Here is a 24052-nt window from a genome sequence, read left to right on the forward strand (position 1 = left end):
CTGAGGATGGTTTTTTGTGAGTGAAGATCGGTGTTTCTAAAAGTCTCTCTAGCGGCCAATTTGAGGCGATCCGGGTTTTACTTCCCCCTTTTGTGTCGTGCGAATCTTTTGATTCGTCCAGGCATAGGGGATTGAGGGGGATTTCGACATCATCACAACTTGAGATGCCGCAGAAATCCCCCCTAGCCCCCCTTCAAAAAGGGGGGAATAGCATTCAAGAGATAACCTCACTGCAGCAGCCGATAACACATCTGATCCGGGTGCGCCTTGGGCGGCGTGCTATTCAGCCAGACGTTGCCGCCCAGCCGCAGTGGCATGGCATCGGCGGCGACGAGGGGCTTGGGCACATCGCGCCGATCCAGCACCATCGTCACATCGCACGCCAAGCCTTGGCCGAGCGCGAATTGCATCAGCGCCTTGAGGGCCGATGCACCGGCCTGACCGGGCAACAGATGGTCGAATTGCTTGCGCCGCATCGGGCCGAGTTTGAGCTGCATCTTGGTCTGCCGATCCCAGATCCGGTCGCCGGCGAAAGCGGAGAAACCCAGCTCGCAGCCGACTGCGCCCAGCTGGGTTTGCTCGCTGGCCGGCAGCTCGATCCACTGGCCGACGAATTGCTCGATCTCGGCGCGCACACTGAAAAAACCTTCGATCAAGGTCACCAGCGCCTGACCAGACAATGGCTTTTGCGACAGCAGCCCGGCGTAGTGGATGAACAAGCCTTCATCGACGCCCGCGGTATCGTCCGTGCCAAGCCGTTCGCGCAGCCGTGCCAAACCGAGGCCGGACAAATCCAACAGGTAACGAGTGAAGCCATCCTGCTCGCCGCCCTCCACCGCCAACCAATAGCGGTACTTGCGCCACGCGCTATAGAACAGCGACATCGAGCGGTGGCTGAACAGATCGAGAAACGCGTGCAACCCGGTATCGCGATGGAAATGCCGGCGCTCGATCAGCAGCTCGGTGTAGCTGTTCGGCAGCACACCGGACGGCCCGGTGAGGCCCATGAAGGCCACGGTCATCTCGTCGCGGGCTTCGGCCATGCCGAGCGCTTCTTCATCTACCGGCTGATAACGCACCAGCTCACTGGCCGGGAATGACAAGCTGGTCAGCGTGCGAAAGCGCAGCTTCGCTGGCAGCGGCCCGCGTTTTTCACCGCGCTTTTTCGCGGCGAGCGACAACAGCCGCACGCTCTGGAAAAAACCGAACTGCGGCGCGCCTTGTTCCAGCTCCTGAATCAGATCACGAGGGCTTCGCCGCTGCGTGCTGGCCATGTCGCTACCTCCTCGTGTTGGGCGCTGGTCACGCGCAGTTTGGTGAAGCTGTTGGGCGCGCAATAGAGGGCAAAGAAGCGCTCCAACACACTCGCGAACAGATAGAGGCTGCCGCCGACGTAATAGTCTTCATCCAGCGACAGCACGATCTCGGTGCCGCGCACGAAACCGGCGAAATCCCGGCTGGCCACGCGCGTGACCGAGGGCTGGCTCTTGATGCCGACGATGCCTTGAATCTGCCGGTTGGTGACCGGCGAATCGGTCAGGTTGTACAGCGCCAGCATCTCTTGCAGCGCGCCCTTGCCGCCGTCCACCAGTGACAAATAGTTGAGCGACAGATGCGAAATCAGCCGCCATTGCAAGCCGCGCCGTTGTGGCGGACGCAGGCTGGTGGTCGGTTTGCGCAGCAGCCGCACCCGCTTCACCACCGCGTGGCCGGGCAGCGAGAAATCGGTATGCGAGCCGGCCTGGCTGCCGCCGAACGGAATCTGCTCGGGCAGATCGCGGTTGCTGCACAGCAAATCCATGCTGAGGATTTCCGCCGCCGGGCGCACCGGGTTGAAGTCGAGATCGACCAGATGCAGCTCCAGATCGGTGCCCTTGTCGTCTTGCCGGGCGGACGCCTCGCGGCTGGCATGCCAGTAAAAGCGCGGCGCATCCTGATCGCTGCCGTGGCGGATGGCGTAGAACGGCAACACCTCGTCGCTGCGCTCGTCATTACCGGTTTTTTCCACCCGCACCACGCGCTTGATCTGGATCACTTCATACGCGTGCTGCTTGCGGCTATCGGTCACCACCGGGTACGACGCTTTCTGGTGCGTGACGCGAATCGGCTCGCCGGCCTGGGTGAACATGTTGACGATCGGCGTGCAGCCGAGCTTGAAATGCGTCGGCGCCAAGTTGTTGAGCAAACGGGCGTGGCGTTCGGTCTCCGGGTAGCTGGACAGCAGAATCTGGATCACCAGCTTGTTGCCCACCAGCCGCGGCGCGACCTCGCCCAGCCGGGTGAAATCGACGAACAGGAATTTATCCGGAAAGCTGAAATATTCAGTGAGCAGCCGGTAGCCAAGGAAGGAACGTTCGTCGTACTCCAACATGCCCTCGTCCCGGCCAAAGCCCACTGGCTGGATCGCATTGGCAGGCAGCTCTCGCGTGCGGATCGGATCATCGCTGCCATCACCCACGCGCACGCGCTGCGTTTTTGACAGCAGCAGCTCGTAGATCAGGTGCATTAGCGCCGGCTCGCCATCCAGGAAAAAGCGCAGCTTATCCAGCTCGATGGCGGAGATATCCAGCTCGCCATGCGTTTGCAATTCCAGCGTCAACACCGCCGCCGAATCGGGCGCAAGACGGCGCAGATGTCCCGAACCACTGGTCAGCTCAAGCCGCGCTGCCGTGAGCGACAGCGGATACAAATCGACCGGATAGCAGCTGCGGAACTTGCAAACCGTGCCTTGAATCGCCGGCGCGTGGACCGGATGCTCGCGCTCCACTGTATAGCGCTTGGCAATTTCCGGCCGCTGCGGATCGCACTCGAATTGCACGATGGTCGAGGCGGGAATCGGCCGCAGATAGTGCGGATAAAGCACTTCCAGAAAACTCGACGAGATTTCCGGATATTCATCATCCAGCTTGCGGTGAATCCGCGCCGACAAAAACGCGAACGACTCGATCAGGCGCTCGGTATGCGGGTCTTCGCACTGATCGCCTTCCAGTTGCAGGCGACCGGCAATCTTGGGATAGCGCCGGGCGAATTCGCCGGACAACTCGCGCAGATAACCAAGCTCGCGTTCGTAATAAGGGAGGAGGGATTCGAGCATGATTGGGCTATTGGCCTGCGGTTAATTGGGTATTTGGTGCGGGCAGCAAAGGCGTTATTGCCAACATAGGATCTCATTGCGTTGCGAATTGAGATTGCGGGCAGCCGCTTCACTGGTCGCCATCGTCTTGGTGGCGTCTTGCAATGAGACCTTGCTGGTTTCCAGATTCAGCACCAGAAAGGTCTGGCTATTCGGGACAAAACGAATCGCCACGGACCGATGCTCGGCAGGCAGCACGCCGATAACCTTACGCGTGGCTGGGCTGAGTAACAGCGTTTGCTTCTCTTCGTTTTGCGTCAGCGCGATCAATGAACCATCGGTATTGATATCAAACCCATCCACCCAGAATGGTTCGGGGCTGCAGAATGGCAGCTTTTTTTCCAGCGCCAGCGTTGCCGCGTCGTAGATGGAAATGGTGTGTGTATCCAATGCCCACAATTTTTTTCCTGCCGCATCGAGCTTGATACCCTGCACTTTGTTCGCCGCATCGAACGGGATTTGCTTGAGCAGGCGGCGCGTTGCCGTATCGAACACATCCAGCGCGTTTTGCCATCGATTACTCACGAACAGGCGCTGATTGTCGGCGGATAACGCCAACGTGGGTGGGCGCTCAAGCGGCAAAGAAACGAGGTCTTGCTGGCCTAATTCAAGCGTCGCGATATGTTTGCGCGCGGCGGTATCGATCACCGCAACCATGCGATCAACGTCATTCAGCACATAGGCGAACTTGCCATCGGACGACAGCACAATGTCGCTTGGCGAGTGACCCGTCCCGATCTCACCGATCACCGTGTCGGTACGCAGATCGACGACGCTCAGGGCATCCTGACGCATGTCAGCAACGTAGGCGATGGTTTCATCCGGGCTGACCGCGATCCCCGCTGCCCCGACCTCGCGGCAGGAGATGTTGTCTGCCTTGCAACGCTTGTGCTTTCCGGTCAATGGTTTATCACCAATCGTCTTGAGCACCGTCTTGCTGGCCAGATCGATGACCGACACCGTGTTCGATCCGCTGTTGGCCGTATAAAGATGTTTGCCATTCGCGCTGAGTGTGAAGGCGAGCGGCCAGTCTCCAACGCTGATCTGCACACCTTCCGCCTCTGCTTGGCTAACGCTCGGTGGGCGCTGCTGTTCATCCCGCTGCGCCTGCTGTTCCACCGCTTGCTTCTCTTGCGCGCGATGCTGTTCAGCCAACTGCGTCTGCCGTTCCACTTCACGCTGCTCATGCTCGGCTTGGTCGTTTTGCTTCTGCGCGGCGATTTCTTCCACGAGCTGTGTTTTCAATTCGCGCAAATCATCACTGGCGAATGCGGCCGGGCCTTGAATGCCCAATACCACCGCCAGCGCTGCCAACACCGCTTTGACGCAATATTGAATCGTATTGCCGCGCCCGAATGACCAGACAAAAACAATCCCCAATACAAAGCCCGCAATCAGGCCGCCGATATGCGCAGCGTTATCGATACCTGATCCGGCAAAACCGTAGGCAAGGTTGATCGCCACCACCACGGCCAGATTCTTGCCGCCTACCCGCTGCAGCGCATCCACTTCATCCGGGTGCCCAAACAGCTTGGCTGCCAGAAAAGCCCCAGCAATCCCCATGAGCGCGCCAGACGCCCCCGCACTCACGATCAAGTCTGGCTGGGTGGTTTGAATGATCTGGCCGGCCAGCAATTGCATGGATGACACCTTGTGATAACCATGCCAAACCGCGCTGAGCAGCCCGCTGGCAATACCGGTAAACAGATACAGCACCGCAAAGCCGAACTTGCCGAAATAGCGCTCCGCCGATGGCCCCCAAGCCAATAACACGGACATATTGAACAACAGATGTACGATGCCGACATGCAGGAACATGCTGCTGACCAGGCGCCAGCTCTCGCCAGTCAGCGTAAGCGGTGCCAGATTGGCCCCCCAACGGATGAGGTCGATATTGCTGGGCGATACCGGGCTGATGCCGCTGATGATCTGGGCAATGAAGACGCCGATGTTGATGGCTAGCAGCAGGATGGTTAATAGGGGTGTTGAGTTGAGTTTCATTCAAATTTCTATTGGTTGTTCTTTGGCGATTTCAGTTTTTTGATTTCAATAAAATGCTGAATGGCGAGCCGCTGATGTGTTTCGTTTAGGAATCGATGCTACCATTGACAGGCTGCTTTTACGTCCGCAGGCCATTCCGGCGTTTTGCTGATCAAGAATCCTAAATGACGAGCCGTTGTCTGGAGCAGAATCACGGGCGAAAAGATAATTGCTAGCCAGCCACCGCCAAACCATCCTACAACGGTTGAAAAACTTTCCCGCCAGGTTTCCCGGCCAGGAACAATGCATGGTGGTGGCGGTACGGCATCTACACCTTTTTCCATATAAAGCTGAAAGTACGCCCATTTCCGTTGAAGAAATTCGATAGTGTGGTCGGTGTTACCCAAGCCGAATGCGTCGCGCACAATTCCATCGTCATCGACGACAATTGCCAATACACTACGAAAACCGTTGTCGTAACGCTTGGGAATGATGATTCCACCGATACAAAAAAACAACTTGTCCCATGGTACAGCTAATACGCCATTCGATCCGTTGTGCTTGAATACATAGATCGTACGGTTATGGCGATTGAGAATGATAGGGGCGTGGGTATATGAAAATAAACCCTTTTTAAATTCCCATCTCAGCCAGAGGATGCCGGCAATGAATGGTGCGGATGAAAATAAAGATGAAAAAGCAATATCAGAAATGGTCAATACGGTCCGTGAAGATAATGCTGTCAATGACAGATAGGCCGTAAAAACGCATGCCGCAGTGATACACAAGAAAATAAAAGGGGCTTTGGCTCCCTTGCTGTAATAGGGTTGATCCACTATTTCCAGATAAGTATCTGATACGCGCAGGACACCATCTACAATCGGGCTTGCTTTCGTTGCACGCGTTGTTGTAGGGAGAGCGTTTTGACGATCTTCGTCGCCCAATGGGCTATTGGTGCGGTATTGAGCGTAGTCCATGATCTTGGTGTTGCCTTACAATTGACATGCGGCTTTTACGTCCGCCGGCCAGACTGGCGTTTTGCTTGTTAATAGTGCTAGATAACGAATTGGCGCCTGAATCAAGATCACCGGCGAGAAGATGATTGCGGCTAAGACAACACCAAACCAACTCGACGCGGTTCTAAAGCTTTCGATCAGGGTTTCACTGCCGCGAATAATACTTGGTGGAGGCGGTACTGCGTCCATACCTTGCTCCATATAAAGCCGGAAGTATTCCCATCTGCGCCGGATAGTTTCTAGGTCATAGTTGGAGTTACCTAAATCGAAGGTTTCGCGCACCATATCATTCTCATCGATGACATGTGCCCGTACGCAGCGGAAGTAGTCTTCACCGCGTGCCTGTCCGTAGGCTTTGCCGATACAAAAGAACAATTTATCCCACGATATGGCCAATACGCCATTTGGTCCATTGTGTTTGAATACGTAGACCATGCGATTTTGGCGGTTCAGCATGATTGGGTAGTGTGTGTAGGTACGCTTTTCTTTTCCAACGAGCCATAGCAGAACGCCGACACTGGGAAGGACGAGTGCCGTAACGAAGACTAACGCCCATATGGCCCCAGCGCCAGCCGCGGCTCTCCACTTGTCATCAAGAAAAATTAACCATATCGCACTGTAGAACCATAAGCAAAGGCCGATACCAAGTAGCGTGAATGGCAGTGTGAAACCTTTGTAGTAATGAAATTTATCTACGATCTGAAGGCTGGACGTTGAGATGCCCAATACACCATCAATACCCGGAGGCTGCGCTGTTGCAGGTGTTGTTTTTGAAAGCACATTTTCCCGGTCCTCATCGGTTAGTGGGCAATTAATGCGATATTTAACAAGTAGGCCTGTGTAGTCCATGCTCTCAATGCCGCCTTACAACTGACATGCAGCTTTTACATCTGCTGGCCACATTGGTGTTTTGCATGTCCAAAGTCCCAGGTAGCGTAGAAATACCTGAAGTATGAACACGGGTAAAAAGATGACCGCTATCAAAAGAATGCCAAACCAGCTCGATACGGTAGCAATACTTTCGCGCAGTGTTTCGCGACCATGAACAATGCATGGTGGTGCTGGCACTGACTTTATACCCTGCTCCATATAGAGACGGAAGTACTCCCATTTCACACGAATGATTTCTTCCTCATATGCGGATGTGCCTAAATCGAAGGTGTCGCGCACGATGCCGTTATCATCAACGACATGCGCTCGTACGCTAAGGAAGTACTTCTCTCCGCGGCCACGGCCATATGCTTTACCGATGCAAAAAAATAATTTATCCCAAGGCACAGCTAATACACCGTCCGGGCCGTTGTGCCTAAATACATAAACCATCCGGTTCTGACGGTTGAGGATGATTGGGAAATGGATATAGGTGAAAAACTCTTTTCCGAGCACCCAGATTAACCATCCAATACCACCCAGCGGAGCGACTATGCCCAGCAAGATAAAAACAATGGCAGGAATGTCGATTAAAAAAACTTTTGAGAAAAATACTGCTTTCGTTGAAAGAACGATTGCACCACCGCATATCACGATAAAAGCAAGAATGAATGGCGTAGCAAATCCTTTGTAACGATAGAATTTGTCTACTATTTCCAGGTAAGAGTCCGACAGGTGAAGAACGCCGTCAATGCCTGGGGTTTCAGAGGTTGCTGGCAACTCTTTAGGTAGGGCGTTTTGTCGCTCCTCATCGCTTAATGGACGATTGATACGATATTTAATCAATAGGCCGGTGTAATCCATGATTGCCCTTATTCGAGTGCTAATTTAAGGTCTTTTTGTTCATCATCTGCCGATTTCTTAGTCGGAGATTTTCCAAAGGCGCATCGTTCGAGCCATTCTTGAATTTTGTCGTCCTTTAAGTAGGCAATTAAAATATTTGCCAGTACAAAAATGACAGTCAATATGATGCCTATTGGCCCTAGTACCCAAGCAAATCCAAGTAGTGCACCTATACCCAGTGCGCCGCCGGCAAATGCGGAAATCAAATAAAGTGCCCCAAGTGTCCGATGGCCGGCATTGAATTGATCCACTGCTGTAAACCCGTCCCATATTGCGACTGCAATACCGGCCAATGCACCAATCATGCGGCCGGTAGCACCTAGCCATTCTGCTTGGCTGAGCTTAAACCATCTCCGCATCAACGGCGTCGTGCCCCAAGCCGTCCCTTCCGCCGCTACGCTAGCCGTTTGTAAAACGGTACTAGCCAGCCCGCCAGCTGCCGCTGCCAAACGCTGCTGCGTTTCCTGTTTCTGGTCGGCAAACGCTTTGCTCTTGTCGCTGAAGGCATTAATGATGGAGTTCACCTGCAATACGGCGGTGATAACGCCCAACCGCACGCCGAGCGATGAGATGCCCTTGTTCAGGCTGTGGCGTGTCAATTCGTCGAGTTCATCCGGGGTGAGTATTGCTTTGCCGAGTGTTGTGCGCAGATTCTTGCCGCTTACGCCTTCGCCCAGTTCATTGCGGTCCACGAACACCAACCAGTTCTTTTTCATGTCCCCTTTCAGATTCATGCGCTTGAGCTCTTCGCGCAGCCCCTCGCGTAAGTCAGCGCGGGGGATTTGTCCGCCGCTGGCCTGCTGCATTTGCTTGTAGAGCATCTTGACGAAGTCTTCACGCCTTCCTTGGGCGGTAACGGCAACGATGCGACCACCAGAGCGGGTTCCGAGCAATAACAGTAACTTGCGGCGTGCGGTAGCTGCCGCATCATCAACGCCGTGGCCCAGTACTTTCAGTAGTGGGCCGCCGAGCTGCAGGGCAAATTTGGTGAGATTGTCTTTCCCGTTCAGTTTTTCAGCCATGGTGTGACCGAGGAGCTTTTCAGCCGCCTCGACGGCACGTTTGAAAATATCGAAGCTGTTATCCCACGGCAGCATTTTTAGCTCTGTTGCCGCCGTGCCGGCTACCGCTTTGGCAAGGGCATCGTTATTGAGCGCCAAGGCGCGTAATAGCAAATTGGCGCGGTTGGTGGCTTCACCCTCCAGCCAAGCGGTGAGCTGATCAGCTATGACCTTCTTGTCGCTGGTGTCCTGAATGCACAAGGTGAACAGCTTTTCATAGGCAAGACCGCTGGCGATATCGTTCGGGTCGAAATTGCTTTTGAAATAGTGGGTGCTGTGGTCGCTGGTGAGCCAGGTTTTGTGCGCAACGGCGAGGGGTTCGATCCAGTCGTTGCCCAGTTGCTCCAGTTCGGCATTGAACTGTTTGAGAAATGCCTGCCGGCTGGGCTCGCTGTATTTCTCCTTGTACTTATCCCAGGATTCGTCGCGGACTTTCTTGGTTTCTGCGTCCGAGATCGTGCCCGCGGCGTCGTACTGTTTTCGATAGGTGTCGGAAACCAGATAGGCGATGCTGCCGCCTTCTGACAGCATCATGGCCTGATTGGATTTGGCGGCGGCGCGGTCGTCTTCTTCCGCGTTATTGGCGATTGAATTGCGCAGGCCGTCGATAATGCTGGAGACCGTGAGTTTGCGTGCCCGTACCGGCTCATTCAGGAAGACCTTGGCGTGGTATTGCATGAGGTCGGCCAATTCGCACAGCACCCCGGCGGGATCGTTCAGCGCCAGGATCATCCCCTTGCCGGGCGCGCAGCTCTCAGCGAATTGCTTGACGTTTTGCACCACGCCCTTGCGGCTATGAAACGGGAAGGGCGATGCCTCGAACTCGCGCGGGCCGGTCTTGTCGTCGAGCTGGAATTCAGCAACGGTTTTATCGAGCTGACCGATTGGGAGGGCGTGGTCGTCTTTCTTGCTGCCAAGCCATTTCTGCACATCAACGCTACGCATGTGCCGCGCCCGAAACGCCGGATCAGCATGCTTTTTGAGCGTGGCCTGAGTCCATTCAACATCGGAAAAACCGAACCAGACCTTGGTGGCGTTCTTGGCATTCTTGACGGTGATGCAAGATGCTTTCGCGACATCCTCATTCTTGCCGACACAGCAGAATTTCGCTTCGCTCAAATCAGGCGCTTGTTCCTTGGGGTCGAACTGATAGTAATAGCCGTCGGGCGTGAGCACGTAGCCATCCCAGTGTTGCCGCTTTTCATCGAACACATAGAGAAACCCCTCCCGCAGCGTGCGTAGCACGTATTTCGCTTTTTTCAGCGCAATGGCAGCGGTGTCTTTGCCGATGCTGGTCGGGATTTCGGTGGCTTTGTTGTCCAGTTTGGCTACGGCATAGCGGACCGGCAGGATTGGCAGCCCGACTTTGTCGCAGAATTTGCACACACGATGGCACGAGGACATGTTCTTTTCCTGAGAAGCAGTATGGGGTGGCGTTTTATTCAACGGCCCGTGTTTCTAGTCGGTTGCGTGATGGCGCTATGCCGGTCATGACGGCTTCGGCCGCCATGCGCTGCCATGTATCGGTCTCGATGGATTCGGTGCGCTCGGCATAAGTCAGCTCGTCATCGGTCACGCGCAGTAAGGCCAATACCGTGGGGTGTCGATGAATCTGCGGGCCATAAAGCTGAGACTGGCTGGCGAATGCCACCAGATCGTCAGGGATGGCCAGACCGTATTGGCGCGCGGTTTCTGTCGCTTTATGAATCTGCTCAGCGGCATCGGGGGCTTGTGCTGACGGGGGGTGTTTCAGCACTTTGAGCACCCGGTTGATCACGCCGATATTGCGCACGAAGGCGGTTTGCGAGGCGTGAATGAAGAGTTGCCCGGTCAAGGCCCCGGCGACGGTGGGCGTGGTGGTTTGCCATGCGCCAGTCAGATCACGTGCCGTCCAGTGGGTGATCGGCCCGAGCAATGTGGCTTTCTGTTCTTCGCCAAGCAGCGTCATCAGATGGGCAAAGACGCGTGGGTCGTAGTAACGGAACAAGGCCGGCTCAATATTGGACGCACGCAGCATGAGGTTGTTGCCCAGGTATTTCGCTATTGCTTCGATGGGGGCTGCCGAGTTCAGTAGTGCGCAGACACCCGGTGCCGCGTGATTACGACGCTGGAATTGCTCGAAGTCGCACAGTGTTTGCTGCTCGGCACCTGATAACTGTTCGATGTCGATCAACACCGGCAGGATGCGTTTGTCGTTTTCCAGTCCGCGCGCCATGCATAGCACAGATGGAAGCGCGTCGGGTTTCGGCCCATCCGCCCAGTTCAGGAAGTCGGCCAGAAGATAACGGTGCTGCAACAGCAGGGTATGTTCCATGGCGGGTTCTATTTCATCGGCGCCAGCGCATCGCCGGTTGCGGCGGCATCACGGGCGCTGAATTCGCACATCTTTGCTTTCGGAAAGTCCGGTTTGGGCTCTTGCGTGCTCGCCGGCCCGCCCAGGCTATGGCTCGCACCCTTGAAGTCGACTTTGCCCGGCGCATGGATGTCGATGTTGCCGCCCGCGATGCGGATATACGCGCCGGCACACACCAGCAGGATTTCCTTGGCGGCGACGACATGGACGTTGTCGTGGGCGGTGATGGTGATGTCCTTGGCGGCCGCAATCTCCACTGAATCCTCCTGCGCCTGCAGCTGCACCTTGCCCTTGGCCGCAATCAGCTTGAGGCTGACTTTGTCTTTGACGCCCGCCACGAACAGGCTGATATGCTCCCCGACGTTATGCAGCCAGCGTCGTCCCGAGGTCTGGTTGGTATCGCGCTGCGCCACCCAATCGAGATTCGTGCCAGCCGTGATGGTCTGGCTTTGCGGCGTGGTCGCGGCAATGCCCGCGGGGGCGGAGAGAACCAGGATCGGTTGTTGCCCGGCCTGGTCCTGGCTGCCTGATTTCCCGTCCTTGTCGGTGTTACTGCCCTTGTCCCAGCTCTTCAGCGCCTCTTTCAGATGTTGCTGGTGACCGGTCGTATGTTTGGGCCCGGCACTGTTGTCGCTCTGGACAGTGAGGTTGTCTTTACCCGTCTCGCTGGTATCCGCCTGCTGATGCGTGGCGGTGTCGCTCAGGGTTTGCGCCAGGGCGAAGGCGGCATCGAGTTGGGATTGCGCTTCTGCCCGATCCAGCTGTTTGCCGGAGGCGCCGTTTCTGGCATCGGCACTGATCAATAAGCCGTGGCCGGCGCGGACGGCACCGTGTTGGTCGGTTCGGAGTTCAAATCCTTCCCCGCGCGCTTCGGCCTTGCCGTCGCTTCTGGGGTGGGTGAGGTAACCCTGATTCAGTTGCGTCTTGCCGTGTTCACTGGAGAGCTTGGTGCGGACTTCGCCGGTGGAGTCATCGAACAGCAGTTCGTTGTACTGGCTGCCTTTGTATTCCTGGCTTTTGATGCCAGAGAGCGTCTTGTTGGCCGGCAATGATCCTGCGCCACTGAAGGTCGGCGTGCGGTGCGCGCCGTTGAACAGCACGCCGGTAACCAAGGGCCGGTCGATATCGCCCTCGACGAACTGCACCACCACTTCCTGACCCACACGCGGGATGTGTTGCGTGCCCCAGCCGTCGCCGGCACTCGGGTAGGCCACCCGGACCCAGCAGCTGCTGTTGTCGTCGCGATTGGCACCGCTTTGGGGATGTTCGTCCGGGCGTTGCCAGTGCAGCTGGATCTTGATCCGGCCCATGGCATCGGTATGGATTTCCTCGGCTTGGTTTGAATCGGCGGAAGCGCCCCGCGGCCCCACCACGGTAGCCGTTTGCAGCCCCGGTGCGGTGGGTTTGCTGTGGGCGGTGTCGGCGAAGGCCGGGTTGAGCGGAATGCCGCGGCGAACGGCATCCACCCGCACCTTGAATGGCTGTGCTGGCGCATCGTTCTTCGCCAACAAACCACGCACACCCTGCTGCAGATCACCGGGCAGATTGTTATAAGCAGTGAGGGTATGGCCGGTGACGGTGAACTGGCGATTCTCCGGTGCATCGTCGTCATGCGCCGGGTGCTGGTCGAGCTGGAACCATTCGCCGATGTTGAGCGACCGCACCGTGCCTTCACCGGAGAAGGTCTTGGCCGCCCGATCGAAGGCTTGCTGGCGCAATTGCGCATAGCGCGACAGATCGTCGCTGTCCTGGCCGAAGTAACCACCCGGTGCGTCGTAATGGATGAGGGTGCTTTGCGCCTGCCGGCCGCCATCACCATGATCGACGGCGGTGCCGTCTTCCGCCTTGAGCGCATCGACCGGCTTGTAGTCGAAACTCGCCAGTTGCACCTGACCGGGGGTGATCTGCCGCACGGCGCCCCATTGAGTGAGCGTGTCGTCGGCTTCGGTGGCGGCGGCGCGATGGAAGCGGATGCGGGCTTGCTCGGCCGCATCGAGTTGATACGGATCATCGAAGGCCACGAAGGTCGTGACCGGTGCATCCCCGGCGGTAAAACGGAAGCGATAGGCAATGCCTTCCTCCGCCAGCAGACGCTGGATGAAATCCAGATCGGATTCACGGTACTGGGCGCAATAGGAGCGTTGCGGGTAGGTCTTGGATAAATCGAATTCGGCGGCAAAGCTGGCGGCAATGGCCGGATTGCCGGCGAGGTGCTCGTCGAGGATCTGTTTGACGATGTCGGGGACAGAAACGTCCTGAAACACCCGGCTGGTGGTCCGTTGCCGCAGCAGCGCCAGTGGCGGTTCGATGGTCAGGTCGTAGCGGCTGAAACCGCCATCGGAACCGGCGAACTCGGCAGAAGTCACCAAGCCCGTAATCACCTGCCGGCCGCCGTCGGCCGAGAGAATGCCGACTTCCACCCCCAGACCCAACAAGGTCTTGAGTTCCAGACTCACATCCGAGGACAAACATTGCAGCGTGTAGCGGTAGCAGGACGACAACTGCCCCGAGCCGGTCAACACATGCGGCAACAAGGTATCGGCCGCCGGGCCACTGCCGTCGCTGAAGTGGAGTTCAAGCAGCCGGTTGGCTTGGCTGAAGGCGGTGGCGAAGGACGCGAGGAGGGTGTCGAGCATCGTGGGCGCTATGTCAGTTTGGGTTTGCTGAATCAGGCATCTGGATCATCGGGGTCACCGGAGGATCAAAGATCGCCGCGTACCTTGTAGGCGTTGGATGACAACTGCAGCGTCGCGTCGAACGAAACCGGCGGGCGGTGCGGGTGAATCTTGAGGACGCCATCGACACGAAAACGCAGCAGCCGCTCGCCCTCACGTGGCAGGTCGAGCGAGACACGCACGCGGCTCAGGCGGGGCTCGTGGCGGTCGATGGCTTTGCGCACGCGTTCGCGCAGCAGTTCGCGGTCGTCCGGGTTCAGCAGGCTCAGACCGCTGAGGTCGGGAATGCCGAAGTTGATGACGGTTTCGCCAGCCAAAGGGTGGGCATCGAACAGTTCTTCGTGCTCCAGCGTGCGGGTGTTCAGCAGCGCTTCGAGATCGCGGGCGAGCGAGCGTTTGAAGTCCGCCACTTCGAACAGCATGGCGCCGGCCACCTCTGGCTCCGACGGGCGATCGTCGAGCAGACGGTCGAGCACGGAGGGGAGGGTGAGGGTTTGTCGGCGGGCGGAGCTCATCGCCGGTCTTAATGCATCACGAAGGTATCGACCTGCATGCCAAGCAGGACGTGATAGGTGATGAACACGCCGACGCCGACGATGGCGAGCAGGGCGAAGTACAACCACAGCGGCAGTTCATGTCGTACGAACGCCTGGAAGCGGTGTGGCAGTTTCCAGTTCGGTGCGAATTCGGCCTTGCCGCCGCGCACTTGCTGGATTTCCTGGCCGACGCGCGCGGTCAGGTAGCCGAGCTTTTCGCTGCCTTCCAGCAGGTATTTGCCCTGGAAACCGAGCAGCAGGCAGGCGTGGTAGGTCTCTAGCGCTTCGATGTGTTTCACCGGGTCCATGCGCAGCATTTCCAGGCGGTCGAAGAAGCCTTCGCCAGCCAGATGCTCGCCGAACAGGCGCAGTTGCAGCGGCATGCGTTCCCACTCTTCGCGCAGGGGGAAATCGGACGAGAGAATGATTTCGTCCATCAAGGCGCAAAAGGCGTATTTCGATTGCTCGATGGATTCGGCTGTCTTGCCGAAATTGCGGGCGTTCTTGTCGTACTGCTGCAGAAACTGATCGACCCGGCGGTTGAATTCGGCCGAGGAGTTGGGCGCGTTGCCGTCGCGTAGCAGGAACAGCAGATAAACGCCGTCTTCGAGCATGTCGCGCAGGGTAGGGCCGGTGGGGGCTTCTACTGTCAGCGGGTGGGCGAGTTCGGCGGTGGCTTGGGTCATGGTGACTCTCCGGGTTCAGTGGGCCGGTCAGCGGAAGACGGCGATCAGTTCGATGTTGAGCGAGGCCAGCGTCTGCGGCACATAGATGCAGACCGAGCGGGACTGCAGCATGCGCTGGAAGATGTCGCCACGCGGTTCGAGGGCGAAGTAGTGGTTGCCCACACGCACCGGAATGGCGGACGGCGTTTGCGGCGCATGGGCGAGGCTGACGCCGCGCAACGCGGAGTTGAGGATTTTTTCCACATCGTCCGGCGCGCCGATCTTGAACTTGAACGGCACGGTTTCGATGATCTGCGCGGCCGGCATGTCCGACTGGATCGATATATAGAAATCGACGTTGTCGAGCAGGCGGTCGCTTTCCAGCCGGCCGATGTGGAACGACGGTTTCGGCGACGCCAGCGGGATGACGGCGTAGCGCGACGAAATCACCGTATCGAGCAATTCGCGAATTTGTTCATCCAGCTTCGGTAGCACTTCGCCGAGTGCATCGTGGCGGTAGGGCGGTAGATCGCTGAGCGAATACACGCTGGAGAAGGTGAGCAGCTCGCCGCAGAACTCGGCCAGCGTGATGTAAAGCTCTTCCGGGTGCAGCGGCTCGGCATTCAGCAAATGATTAAGCCGGGCGAAGTTGCGGTTGACGGTGTGCAGCAGCCAGAACGAGGCGATATCGGTGGTGCCGTATTCCATCACGTTCTTGGCGCGTTCGCGGTGCGCCCCGGCCAAGGCCTCGCTCTTGACCAGCAGGATATCGAGCAGCCGGCGAATCATGCGCGACAACACCGGCGAGGCGCTGGTGCGGGTCATCGGCGGCAGATAGCTGTCATCGGCGCGCCATTGGCTGGTGGCGTCCTTGGTCAGGCGGGCGATGGGCACCGAGTCGTAACCGTCGCGGTTTTCTTCCTCGACCATCAGCCGGATATCGAGCTCCAGCGTGGTCAGGTCGGCTTCGAGCGCCTGGGTATATAGATCAGCGGCGCTGTAATGCGCATTGCGGTAACGCGCCGGCCGGCTGGTGCTGCCTTCGCCGCTGTGGGTGTTGCCGCCATACGGATTCAGGTTGGAGAGGCAGGCATACAGCGTGGTCTCGACGCCGACTTGCGGAATCTCGCTCAGATCACGCGACAGCGGCAACGGCTCTCGCTCCGGCGCGGTGTAGCGGGTGCCATCGCGGAAGGTGACTTGCAACTGATCAGCGCGGATCAGCCCGCCGCGCAATGCGCCGGCATCCAGTTCCACCGAACCCAAGCCCCAGGCATGGCGCTGAATGCTGTGCAGGACTTCTGCCGCCGTGTTGTGGGCAAACAAGGCTTGCTGTTGAAAGTGTTGTGGGCGAAGAAACATTCCTTCACCCCACAAGACGCGTTTTGCCTTGAGCATCCTGCTGAAATCTCCGTGTTGCGTACTGTTTGGTACTGATTGGGGGGGCGTTTTCTCCCCTCGCCCACTTGTGGGAGAGGGGCCGGGGGTGAGGGCGGTGCAAGCTGCCACGCCGGTTTCAAAGCACCCTCTCCCTAGCCCTCTCCCACTTTCCCTGAGCAAGGTAAAACCTTGTACGGGATGTGAGAGGGGACTATTTAGGCTGTCGCCTAAACAGGACCGCGCTCAGCGCTTGGTCACCACCGGCTTGGTCGTCGTCGGTTGCGGCCCGCAATCCGGTTTCCAGTTCGGCGCCTGGCCGGGGATGGCCACCGGATCAGGCGTGGTGATCTGCAGGTAGCAATCCTGCACGCGGAAGTTCAAGCCCTTGCTGCGGACGGCATCGGCATCGACCAGGAAGCGCCACGCTTGCCCATCCGGTTTGCGAAAGAAGCCGACCACGCCGACAAAACGCGTTTCCGGCTGCAATTTATCGGTGATGGTTTGCTTGCCGCCTGGCACTAAAACGACTTCAGTTCTGCTGACAAATTCCTGACCGAACAACTCTTGGTCGGGTTTTCCGCTGGCTGCGGTGTCAAATGTGAGACGGTTAAATTCATTTTTTTCTTTCAACTGATATAAGCGGACCACGATTGAAAGCGATTTGCCATTGGTGTCCCGATTAATCGTCGGCGCCGCTTCACCATTGATCGGGTAGTCCTTCGGGACGGTGGCGCAACCGTTCAGGAAAGCCAGTGTTGTAGCCACTAGAGCTAGGTATTGGGTGAGTGGTTTGCTTACGGTTTTGGGTCTGAGCAGGGCAGGCATTGTCAGCGTCCTGTTTTGATAATTTGCGCCAGATATTATACATTTGCGCCGAATTCATCCAGCTATGGACAAGGGTTGTGGAAACATTTGTTAATTTTTGCTGAGTAAATATCTTCAGCAGGTTGACTTTGTCCTTTCTGGTGTTGTTACAATTTTGCGCGGTGTTGATGGCGGTATGTTGGTTGTTCTGGGCGTGATGTTTCTGCTGTTGGCGTCGCTGGCTTGGGTGGGATGGCGGTTTTTCTATGCCGGACCAGACTCGCGAGCCGATGCGGAACCGCGTGAAGTGAACGGCGCTGCGCTGGTCTTGCAACCGGCCGCTGTGCGGACGGATTCCGCGCCAATCCCGCTGGAAAAAGCACCTCGCCGTAAGCTGGATTTCACTTGGCCCAGCCTGCTGCGCCGGCGTTGGTGGCTGTACCCGGTGCTGGTGTTGCTGACGACGCTGACCATTGTCATGACGACGCTGCACCTCGCCGGTTTTCATGTGTTGGGCGCATTCATTCAGCAGCCCGATGCCAGGAACGATCACATCCAGTTGGCGCTGACCGAAGAAAAACTGGTTCCTCCCCCACCCTTGCCCCCCTCGATCTTTATCACCAGCGAACGACCGTCGTTGGCGGGGGCAGATCGTGACTGGAGCAAGCTGGATCAGCCGTTTGCGCAGGTGATGCTGCGGGTGATGGCGAAGATGGAAGCAAGAGGTTTCAGCCTGGCGCTGCTGGAGGGGTATCGCAGCCCGGAGCGGCAGGACATGTTGGCTGAAGGGCACCAAGTGGTGACCAAGGCGCATGCGTACCAAAGCAAGCATCAGTTCGGTCTGGCGGTGGATCTGGCGCCGATGCGCGACGGACACATCGTTTTATCCGAACGCGATCCGTGGGCGTTCGAAGCGTATCAGACGCTGGGTGAGGAGGCCGAGGCGGCTGGTTTGACTTGGGGCGGGCGCTGGGGCTTCAAGGATTACGGCCACATTGAATCGAAGGCGCCGATTGCGGCGTTGCGCAAGGCGGCGGTGCAGCAGGATTTGTAGGGGGCTGGAAGGCTGTTCTCGGTTTTTGTCCCCTCTCACGCTTGCGGGAGAGGGTTAGGGAGAGGGCGCTTTTTCGGGTTTGTGCACTTGGCAGGGCCCTCACCCCCGGCCCCTCTCCCGCAAGCGGGCGAGGGGAGACCAGTACGACGCTTTCATTCCCTCTCTCACAAATGGGTGAGGGGAGAAATCAATTAGTAGCTAAACGTCACCAGGTAGATGTCTGAATGAAGGGCTGGATGAAAAACGCGAAGATCGCATCGGCGATCGGGTTCCTGATCTTGATCGCACTGATCTGGTTTGTTGGCCCGTATATGGGGCTGACCAGTGTCGAGTCGCGCTTTGGCTGGATTTTCGGGGTCATGTTGCTGTGGGTGCTGACCCTGTTGGTGGGCCAGTTGCTTGCCAGGCGCGCCGGTGGATTGATCGAGAAAATGCTGCAGCGCCAGGCGGATGACGCGGTGATGAGCGCCAGCCCGGACAAGCGGGCGGAAGTGAACCTGCTGCGCCAGCGGCTGCTCGGCGCGATCGATACGCTGAAAAGCTCCAAGATCGGCAAGGCACGCGGTACGGCGGCGCTGTATGAATTGCCGTGGTACATGATCATCGGCCACCCGGCGGCGGGTAAAAGCTCGGCGATCCTGCAATCCGGCCTCACGTTTCCGTTCAGCGACAAGAACGGCGTGCAAGGCGTGGGCGGCACGCGCAATTGCGACTGGTTCTTCGCCACCGAAGGCGTGCTGCTCGATACGGCAGGGCGCTATGCCACGCAGAGCGAAGATCGCGTCGAGTGGATCGAATTTCTCAAGTTGTTGAAACGGCATCGCTCCAAAGCGCCGGTCAACGGCATTCTGGTGGCGATCAGCCTGCCGGAACTCGCCCAACACCATTCCGAAGGTTTTGCGATCTACGCGCGGCAGATTCGTGAGCGCATTCACGAAATCGAAGCGACGTTTGGCTTGCAAGTGCCGATCTACCTCGTCTTCACCAAGCTCGATTTACTCGGCGGCTTTGCGCAGTTCTTTGCGGATGCGACCGAGGAAGAACGCAACCGCGTCTGGGGCGCGACGCTTACGCACGATCAAGGCAGCGGCTTCAATATCGGCCGTGCCGTCGGCTTGCAGTTCGAGGCGATGTATCGCGGCATTCAGCACATTGGCGAAGACAAGCTCGCCAACAATCGCGGCAATGCGGCGCGGCCCGCACTGTTTGCTTTCCCGATCGAATTCCACGCGCTCAAGCAAGGCATTTGCCGCTTTGTCGAGCTGCTGCATGAAGACGACCCGTACCACGCCAAGCCCTTACTGCGCGGTTTCTATTTCAGCAGCGCCTTGCAGGAAGGCATTCCGCGCATTGGTGCGGCGGTGCGTGTTTCCAATCAATTCGACCTGAGCCGTAGCGGCTTTGAAACGCCGCAGGCGCAGTCGTCGTACAGCTACTTTCTGCGCGATCTGTTTCGCGAAGTCATCTTTCCTGATCAACACCTGATCACCCGCCAGACCAAGCCCAGCGGCAGCCGCTGGCGTCTGGCCGGGCTGGCGGCGGGCTTGACTGCGCTGGCGCTGCTGGTGGGGATGACCACATGGTCGTATATCGGCAACCAGAAGCTGATCACGGCGGTGGATGCCGACCGTACCCAGGCGCGCAAGCTGGCCTCGAACGGCCCGCTGTACGACCGTCTGCAAAGCCTCGCCACACTGCAAACGCGCATCGAAGAGCTGGAGCACTACCGCAAGGATGGCCATCCGTGGCAGATCGGTGTCGGGCTGTATCGCGGTGCCGAGTTGGAAAAATCCTTGCGCAAGGAATACTTCGACGGCGTGCGCAAGCTGATGCTGGAGCCGGTGAAGGCCGATCTGGAAGGCACGCTCAAGCAGTTGGCTTCTGCCGCGCCGGAGCCTGCGCCTGTTGTAAAACCGGTTGCCCCGAAAGTCGAACAACCGGCCCCCGCGCCTGAACCGAAAGCTGCGCCGAACCCGGCGCCCAAGCCGCGCCCGCATCGTGGCGGTGGTCATGGCTTACCGAACATCACGCTCAGCAGTATGGATATGGCGCAACGCGCCACGGCCATGAGCCCGTCGCATACCGCTCGTGCGGCGGCAGTGGCTCCGGTGCAGGACGGCATGTCCGGCCCGGCCAAGCTGGAAGGCGGCTACAACTCGCTCAAGACCTATCTGATGCTGCACGACGCATCGAAGATGGATCAGGCCCATCTGGCCGACCAATTGCCGCGCCACTGGCGGCCGTGGCTGGAAGCCAATCGCGGCGACCGGCCGATCGAGCAGATTCACCCCTTGGTGGAGCGCGTGGTGTCGTTCTACATCTCGCAGATCAAGGAGCCGGATCTACCGCTGATCGAGAACGACCCGCAGGTGGTGGCGTCGTCCCGCGAGGTGTTGCGTGGTTCGCTGCGCAAGTTGTCGGCCAAAGAGCGCGTTTACAACGAACTCAAGGCGCGGGGTAACACCAAGTTCGCCCCGTTGACGGTGGCCCGCATCCTGAACGGCAAGGATTCCGATCTGGTCGCCAGTAGCTACATGGTGCCCGGCGCATTCACCCGCGAAGCGTGGGACAAGTACATGCACGACGCGATTGCCGACGCCAGCAAGGGCGAGATCAAGAGTGACGACTGGGTGCTGGCATCCTCGCTGGAAGACAACCTCGGCAAGGATGGCGATATCGCCAAAAACCAGGCTGAACTGGAGGCGCTGTACCGCGCCGATTACGCCGCCGAGTGGAAGAAATTCCTGCAAGGCATCGTGGTGAAAGACATCAACGGCCTGCCGCGCGCGGCCGAGGTGATCGGTCGTCTGGCCGATAAGGACAACTCGCCGATCAAGCTGATCCTGGTGCGTGCCGCGTTCGAAACCTCGTGGGACAACCCGACGCAGCTGAACAGCAAGCTGGAAAACGCCAAGCAGTCGGTGCTGGATAAAACCACCGAACTGCTGAAAGGCCAGACCAAGGCCCCGGAGCAGAAAGACGGCAACGGCTATGGCGAAGTGGGGCGCAAGTTTGCGGTGATCAACAGCATCGGTGCCAACAACGGCGCGGCGCTCAATGGTTATCTGGAGCAACTGGCTAAGCTGAAGGCCAAGCTGGGCGCACTCGCCGGCAACGATGATGCCGGTGGCGCAGCGCGGCAGTTGATGCAGGCCACGCTGAACGGCAGCGGTTCCGAATTCGCCGATACGCTGCAGTTCGTTGATAACAATCTGCTGGCGCAAGCCGATACCGATGCCAAGGAAATGACCCGACCGCTGCTGGTGCGTCCGCTGATCCAGTCCTACGCCACGCTGCTGGGGCCGGTGGAGCAGGACATCAATCAGGTCTGGCAACGCGAGGTGTACGGGCAGTGGAAAACACTGGCCGGCAAATACCCGTTCAGCGATTCGCAGAACGAAGCGCCGCTGCCGGATATCGCCCGTTTCGTGAAGCCGGCTGACGGCACGCTGGATAAGTTCGTCGACAAATACCTGAATGGCCTGGTGCTGAAGAAGGGCGATACGCTCACCCCGCGCAGCTGGGCCAATATGGGCCTGCGCTTCAACCCGGCATTCCTGTCTGGCGCGAGCCGTTTGTCTGAGCTGGGCAGCAATATGGTGCAGGAAGGCGAGGGCGTGAAGTTCGAGCTGCAGCCGGTGCCGACGCCGGGCTTGTCTGAAATCAGCGTTGAAATCGACGGCCAGACCTTGCGCTATCGCAACGGCCCGCAGCCGTGGCAGGCGTTCAGCTGGCCGAACACGACCGGCACACAGGGCGCACGCATTCAGGTGGTGGCGTTCAACGGCGCAACATCGGTGGTCGCCAATCAGCAGGGCCGCATGGGCTGGATGCGTTTGCTGTCGCAAGCGCAGTTCGACCACGGTGGCGATCAGCCGGGCGCGCAGACCGGCCAACTGACCTGGAAGGTGAAGAACGCCGGCGATGCAGATGCCGTGAAACTCAATTTCCGCATGGTGAGCGGCGTCAACCCGATGCGGTTGTCGAGCTTGCAACGACTCAATCTGCCCGAACGCGTGACGCAGTAAGGAGCCCACCATGTCGATCAGTTTCATGCGCAATAACGATGTCACGCCGCAATTCGCCATCTTCGGCAAGCTGCCGCGCCGGGCGGACTTTGTCCGCATCAATGCCACGCATCCGGTGGTGCAGGAGTTCGACAACCTGATCGCCCGCAGCCTGACCTGGGCGGCGCAGCACGAGGGTTGGCAGGATCAATACCTGAGCGCCGGGGCGAGCGATTTCCACTTCACCTCGGCCGATGGCAAATGGGCGTTCTTTGGCGTGCTGCACCCCAGCCGCGATGAAGCGGGGCGTTTCTATCCCTTGGTGGCGGGCGCGATCCTGCCCAGCGATGGCGTGTCGCCGCATCTGGCTGAGCTGGCGATTGCCAACGAGCTGTTCTTTGCCGGCTTGCGTGATCAGCTGGCGAGCGCCATCGATAACTCGGTGGAAATGCTGGCTTGCCGGCAGTTTCTCGAAGCACAGCAGGTCCAGAGCAACCGGGCTGCCGCCGATGTGGAGTTGGCGAGCAATGTGTTGAGCCGCCATCTGCGGCAGACGCCGGTCTCGCGCCTGGAAACCGAGCTGCAAGGCATCGGCCGTGGCGGGCTGGATGCGCATCTGTTGGCCTTCGTGTTCTACGGCGAGCTGCTGCGCCGTTACTCGGGCAGTGCGCCCAAGCAAGTGATCATGCTGCCGCTGCCGTCCGCACCGGGCGAAGACATTCTCGGCCTGGCGACGTGGCTGTCGCTGTACCGCGCCGCAACGCGTTCCACCTTCGCCCGCTTCCCGCATTGCCTGACCGTTGCGCAACACGGCCGGCGCTATCTGGCGCTGGCGCCGGAGTGCTTTACCGAGCGCTTCCTGGGTGTGCTGTGGGGCATGCAGCCGGACCCGCTCACGGTGGTCAACGTTGAAGATGTGTCAGCACCCTGGTCGGGCCATCAGTCCTATGCCGAGGTGTCTTACATCCTGGGGCGGCAGTTGGCCGACCCGGGACTGAACCTGCTTTCATTGCAGGATATTGTCGAAAAACTTACAAAAAACATTGCGTAATATTTGTTTGTTGTGTAGTTTGCCTTTCTAAAATTTTATGATTGAGGTCTCGCATGGGCAAGGAAAGCACGCAGAAGAAGCTGTCTCGGGTGAGACCGCCACGCGTTCAAATCACGTATGACGTCGAAATCGGCGACGCGATCGAAACCAAGGAACTGCCGTTCGTGCTGGGCGTGCTGGGCGATTACTCGGGCCACAGCAAGCAGCCGCTGCCGAAGATGAAAGAGCGCAAGTTCGTGCAGATCGACCGCGACAACTTCGACGACGTGCTCAAGGGCATGGCGCCGCGTCTGGCGATGCGCGTGGACAACAAGCTGGCGGATGACGGCACGCTGATGTCGGTCGAGCTGGAGTTCAACGAGCTGGCCGACTTCGAGCCGCAGCAAGTGGTCGAGCAAGTCGATCCGCTGAAAAAGCTGCTGCATGCGCGCCAGCGTCTTTCTGACCTGCGCAACAAGATGGTCGGCAACGACAAGCTGGAAGAGCTGCTGGATGACGTGGTGCGTGATACCGAAAAGCTGCGCGAAATCAGTCAGGGCCAGTCGAACGGGCAGGGGGAATAAG

The 24052-nt window shown here is 58.4% G+C and carries 17 protein-coding genes; 4 read left to right on the forward strand and 13 right to left on the reverse strand.

Annotation, left to right across the window (positions count from 1 at the left end; genetic code table 11):
- Positions 1–227: 227 nt before the first annotated feature.
- From tssG to tssJ, 13 genes are all read right to left on the reverse strand, one after another.
- Entirely contained in the window at positions 228–1274 is a 1047-nt protein-coding gene (gene tssG / locus BR41_RS08220; protein ID WP_035055102.1) for a type VI secretion system baseplate subunit TssG, read from the reverse strand.
- The gene (tssF, locus tag BR41_RS08225; RefSeq protein ID WP_035055104.1) at positions 1238–3094 is read right to left on the reverse strand and encodes a type VI secretion system baseplate subunit TssF; all 1857 of its coding nucleotides are present in this window, start codon (positions 3092–3094) and stop codon (positions 1238–1240) included. The genes tssG and tssF overlap by 37 nt, the downstream gene beginning before the upstream one ends.
- Before the next feature lie 54 nt (positions 3095–3148).
- Entirely contained in the window at positions 3149–5134 is a 1986-nt protein-coding gene (locus BR41_RS08230) for a rhomboid family intramembrane serine protease (protein WP_035055106.1), read from the reverse strand.
- A gap of 98 nt (positions 5135–5232) precedes the next feature.
- Positions 5233–6090, reverse strand: a complete 858-nt coding sequence (locus tag BR41_RS24090) for a DUF6708 domain-containing protein (protein WP_156970612.1) — start codon at positions 6088–6090, stop codon at positions 5233–5235.
- Positions 6091–6105: 15 nt separating this feature from the next.
- Positions 6106–6978, reverse strand: a complete 873-nt coding sequence (locus tag BR41_RS08235; RefSeq protein WP_156970613.1) for a DUF6708 domain-containing protein — start codon at positions 6976–6978, stop codon at positions 6106–6108.
- A gap of 15 nt (positions 6979–6993) precedes the next feature.
- Positions 6994–7863, reverse strand: a complete 870-nt coding sequence (locus BR41_RS08240) for a DUF6708 domain-containing protein (protein ID WP_035055112.1) — start codon at positions 7861–7863, stop codon at positions 6994–6996.
- Between the two features lie 8 nt (positions 7864–7871).
- On the reverse strand, positions 7872–10409 hold the full coding sequence (locus BR41_RS08245) for a T6SS effector BTH_I2691 family protein (RefSeq protein WP_156970614.1): 2538 nt from the start codon (positions 10407–10409) through the stop codon (positions 7872–7874).
- Entirely contained in the window at positions 10402–11277 is an 876-nt protein-coding gene (locus tag BR41_RS08250) for a DUF4123 domain-containing protein (RefSeq protein ID WP_035055117.1), read from the reverse strand. The genes BR41_RS08245 and BR41_RS08250 overlap by 8 nt, the downstream gene beginning before the upstream one ends.
- 8 nt (positions 11278–11285) lie before the next feature.
- Entirely contained in the window at positions 11286–13952 is a 2667-nt protein-coding gene (locus tag BR41_RS08255) for a type VI secretion system Vgr family protein (RefSeq protein WP_035055120.1), read from the reverse strand.
- Between the two features lie 65 nt (positions 13953–14017).
- Entirely contained in the window at positions 14018–14506 is a 489-nt protein-coding gene (tssE, locus tag BR41_RS08260; RefSeq protein WP_035055123.1) for a type VI secretion system baseplate subunit TssE, read from the reverse strand.
- 8 nt (positions 14507–14514) lie between these two features.
- The gene (gene icmH, locus BR41_RS08265) at positions 14515–15213 is read right to left on the reverse strand and encodes a type IVB secretion system protein IcmH/DotU (RefSeq protein WP_035055125.1); all 699 of its coding nucleotides are present in this window, start codon (positions 15211–15213) and stop codon (positions 14515–14517) included.
- A 27-nt stretch (positions 15214–15240) separates the two neighbouring features.
- Complete coding sequence (gene tssK / locus BR41_RS08270) at positions 15241–16590, reverse strand: type VI secretion system baseplate subunit TssK (protein WP_035055128.1); 1350 nt, start codon at positions 16588–16590, stop codon at positions 15241–15243.
- Positions 16591–16815: 225 nt separating this feature from the next.
- Positions 16816–17397 (reverse strand): type VI secretion system lipoprotein TssJ, encoded by a 582-nt coding sequence (gene tssJ / locus BR41_RS08275; RefSeq protein ID WP_084186933.1) that lies wholly within the window; start codon positions 17395–17397, stop codon positions 16816–16818.
- A gap of 175 nt (positions 17398–17572) precedes the next feature.
- On the opposite strand from tssJ, the gene BR41_RS08280 reads away from it, so the two are divergent.
- The 4 genes from BR41_RS08280 (at position 17573) to tssB (ending at position 24051) form a co-directional block, all read left to right on the forward strand.
- Complete coding sequence (locus tag BR41_RS08280) at positions 17573–18430, forward strand: M15 family metallopeptidase (RefSeq protein ID WP_245615835.1); 858 nt, start codon at positions 17573–17575, stop codon at positions 18428–18430.
- Positions 18431–18666: 236 nt separating this feature from the next.
- A complete protein-coding gene (gene tssM, locus BR41_RS08285; protein WP_035055130.1) occupies positions 18667–22458 on the forward strand; it encodes a type VI secretion system membrane subunit TssM in 3792 nt (1263 codons plus the stop codon).
- Between the two features lie 10 nt (positions 22459–22468).
- On the forward strand, positions 22469–23488 hold the full coding sequence (gene tagF, locus BR41_RS08290) for a type VI secretion system-associated protein TagF (RefSeq protein ID WP_035055133.1): 1020 nt from the start codon (positions 22469–22471) through the stop codon (positions 23486–23488).
- A gap of 53 nt (positions 23489–23541) precedes the next feature.
- The gene (gene tssB, locus BR41_RS08295) at positions 23542–24051 is read left to right on the forward strand and encodes a type VI secretion system contractile sheath small subunit (RefSeq protein ID WP_035055135.1); all 510 of its coding nucleotides are present in this window, start codon (positions 23542–23544) and stop codon (positions 24049–24051) included.
- The last annotated feature ends 1 nt before the right edge of the window (position 24052 follow it).

The sequence above is a fragment of the Andreprevotia chitinilytica DSM 18519 genome, assembly GCF_000711875.1.
In the GTDB taxonomy this organism is placed as follows: Bacteria; Pseudomonadota; Gammaproteobacteria; order Burkholderiales; family Chitinibacteraceae; genus Andreprevotia; species Andreprevotia chitinilytica.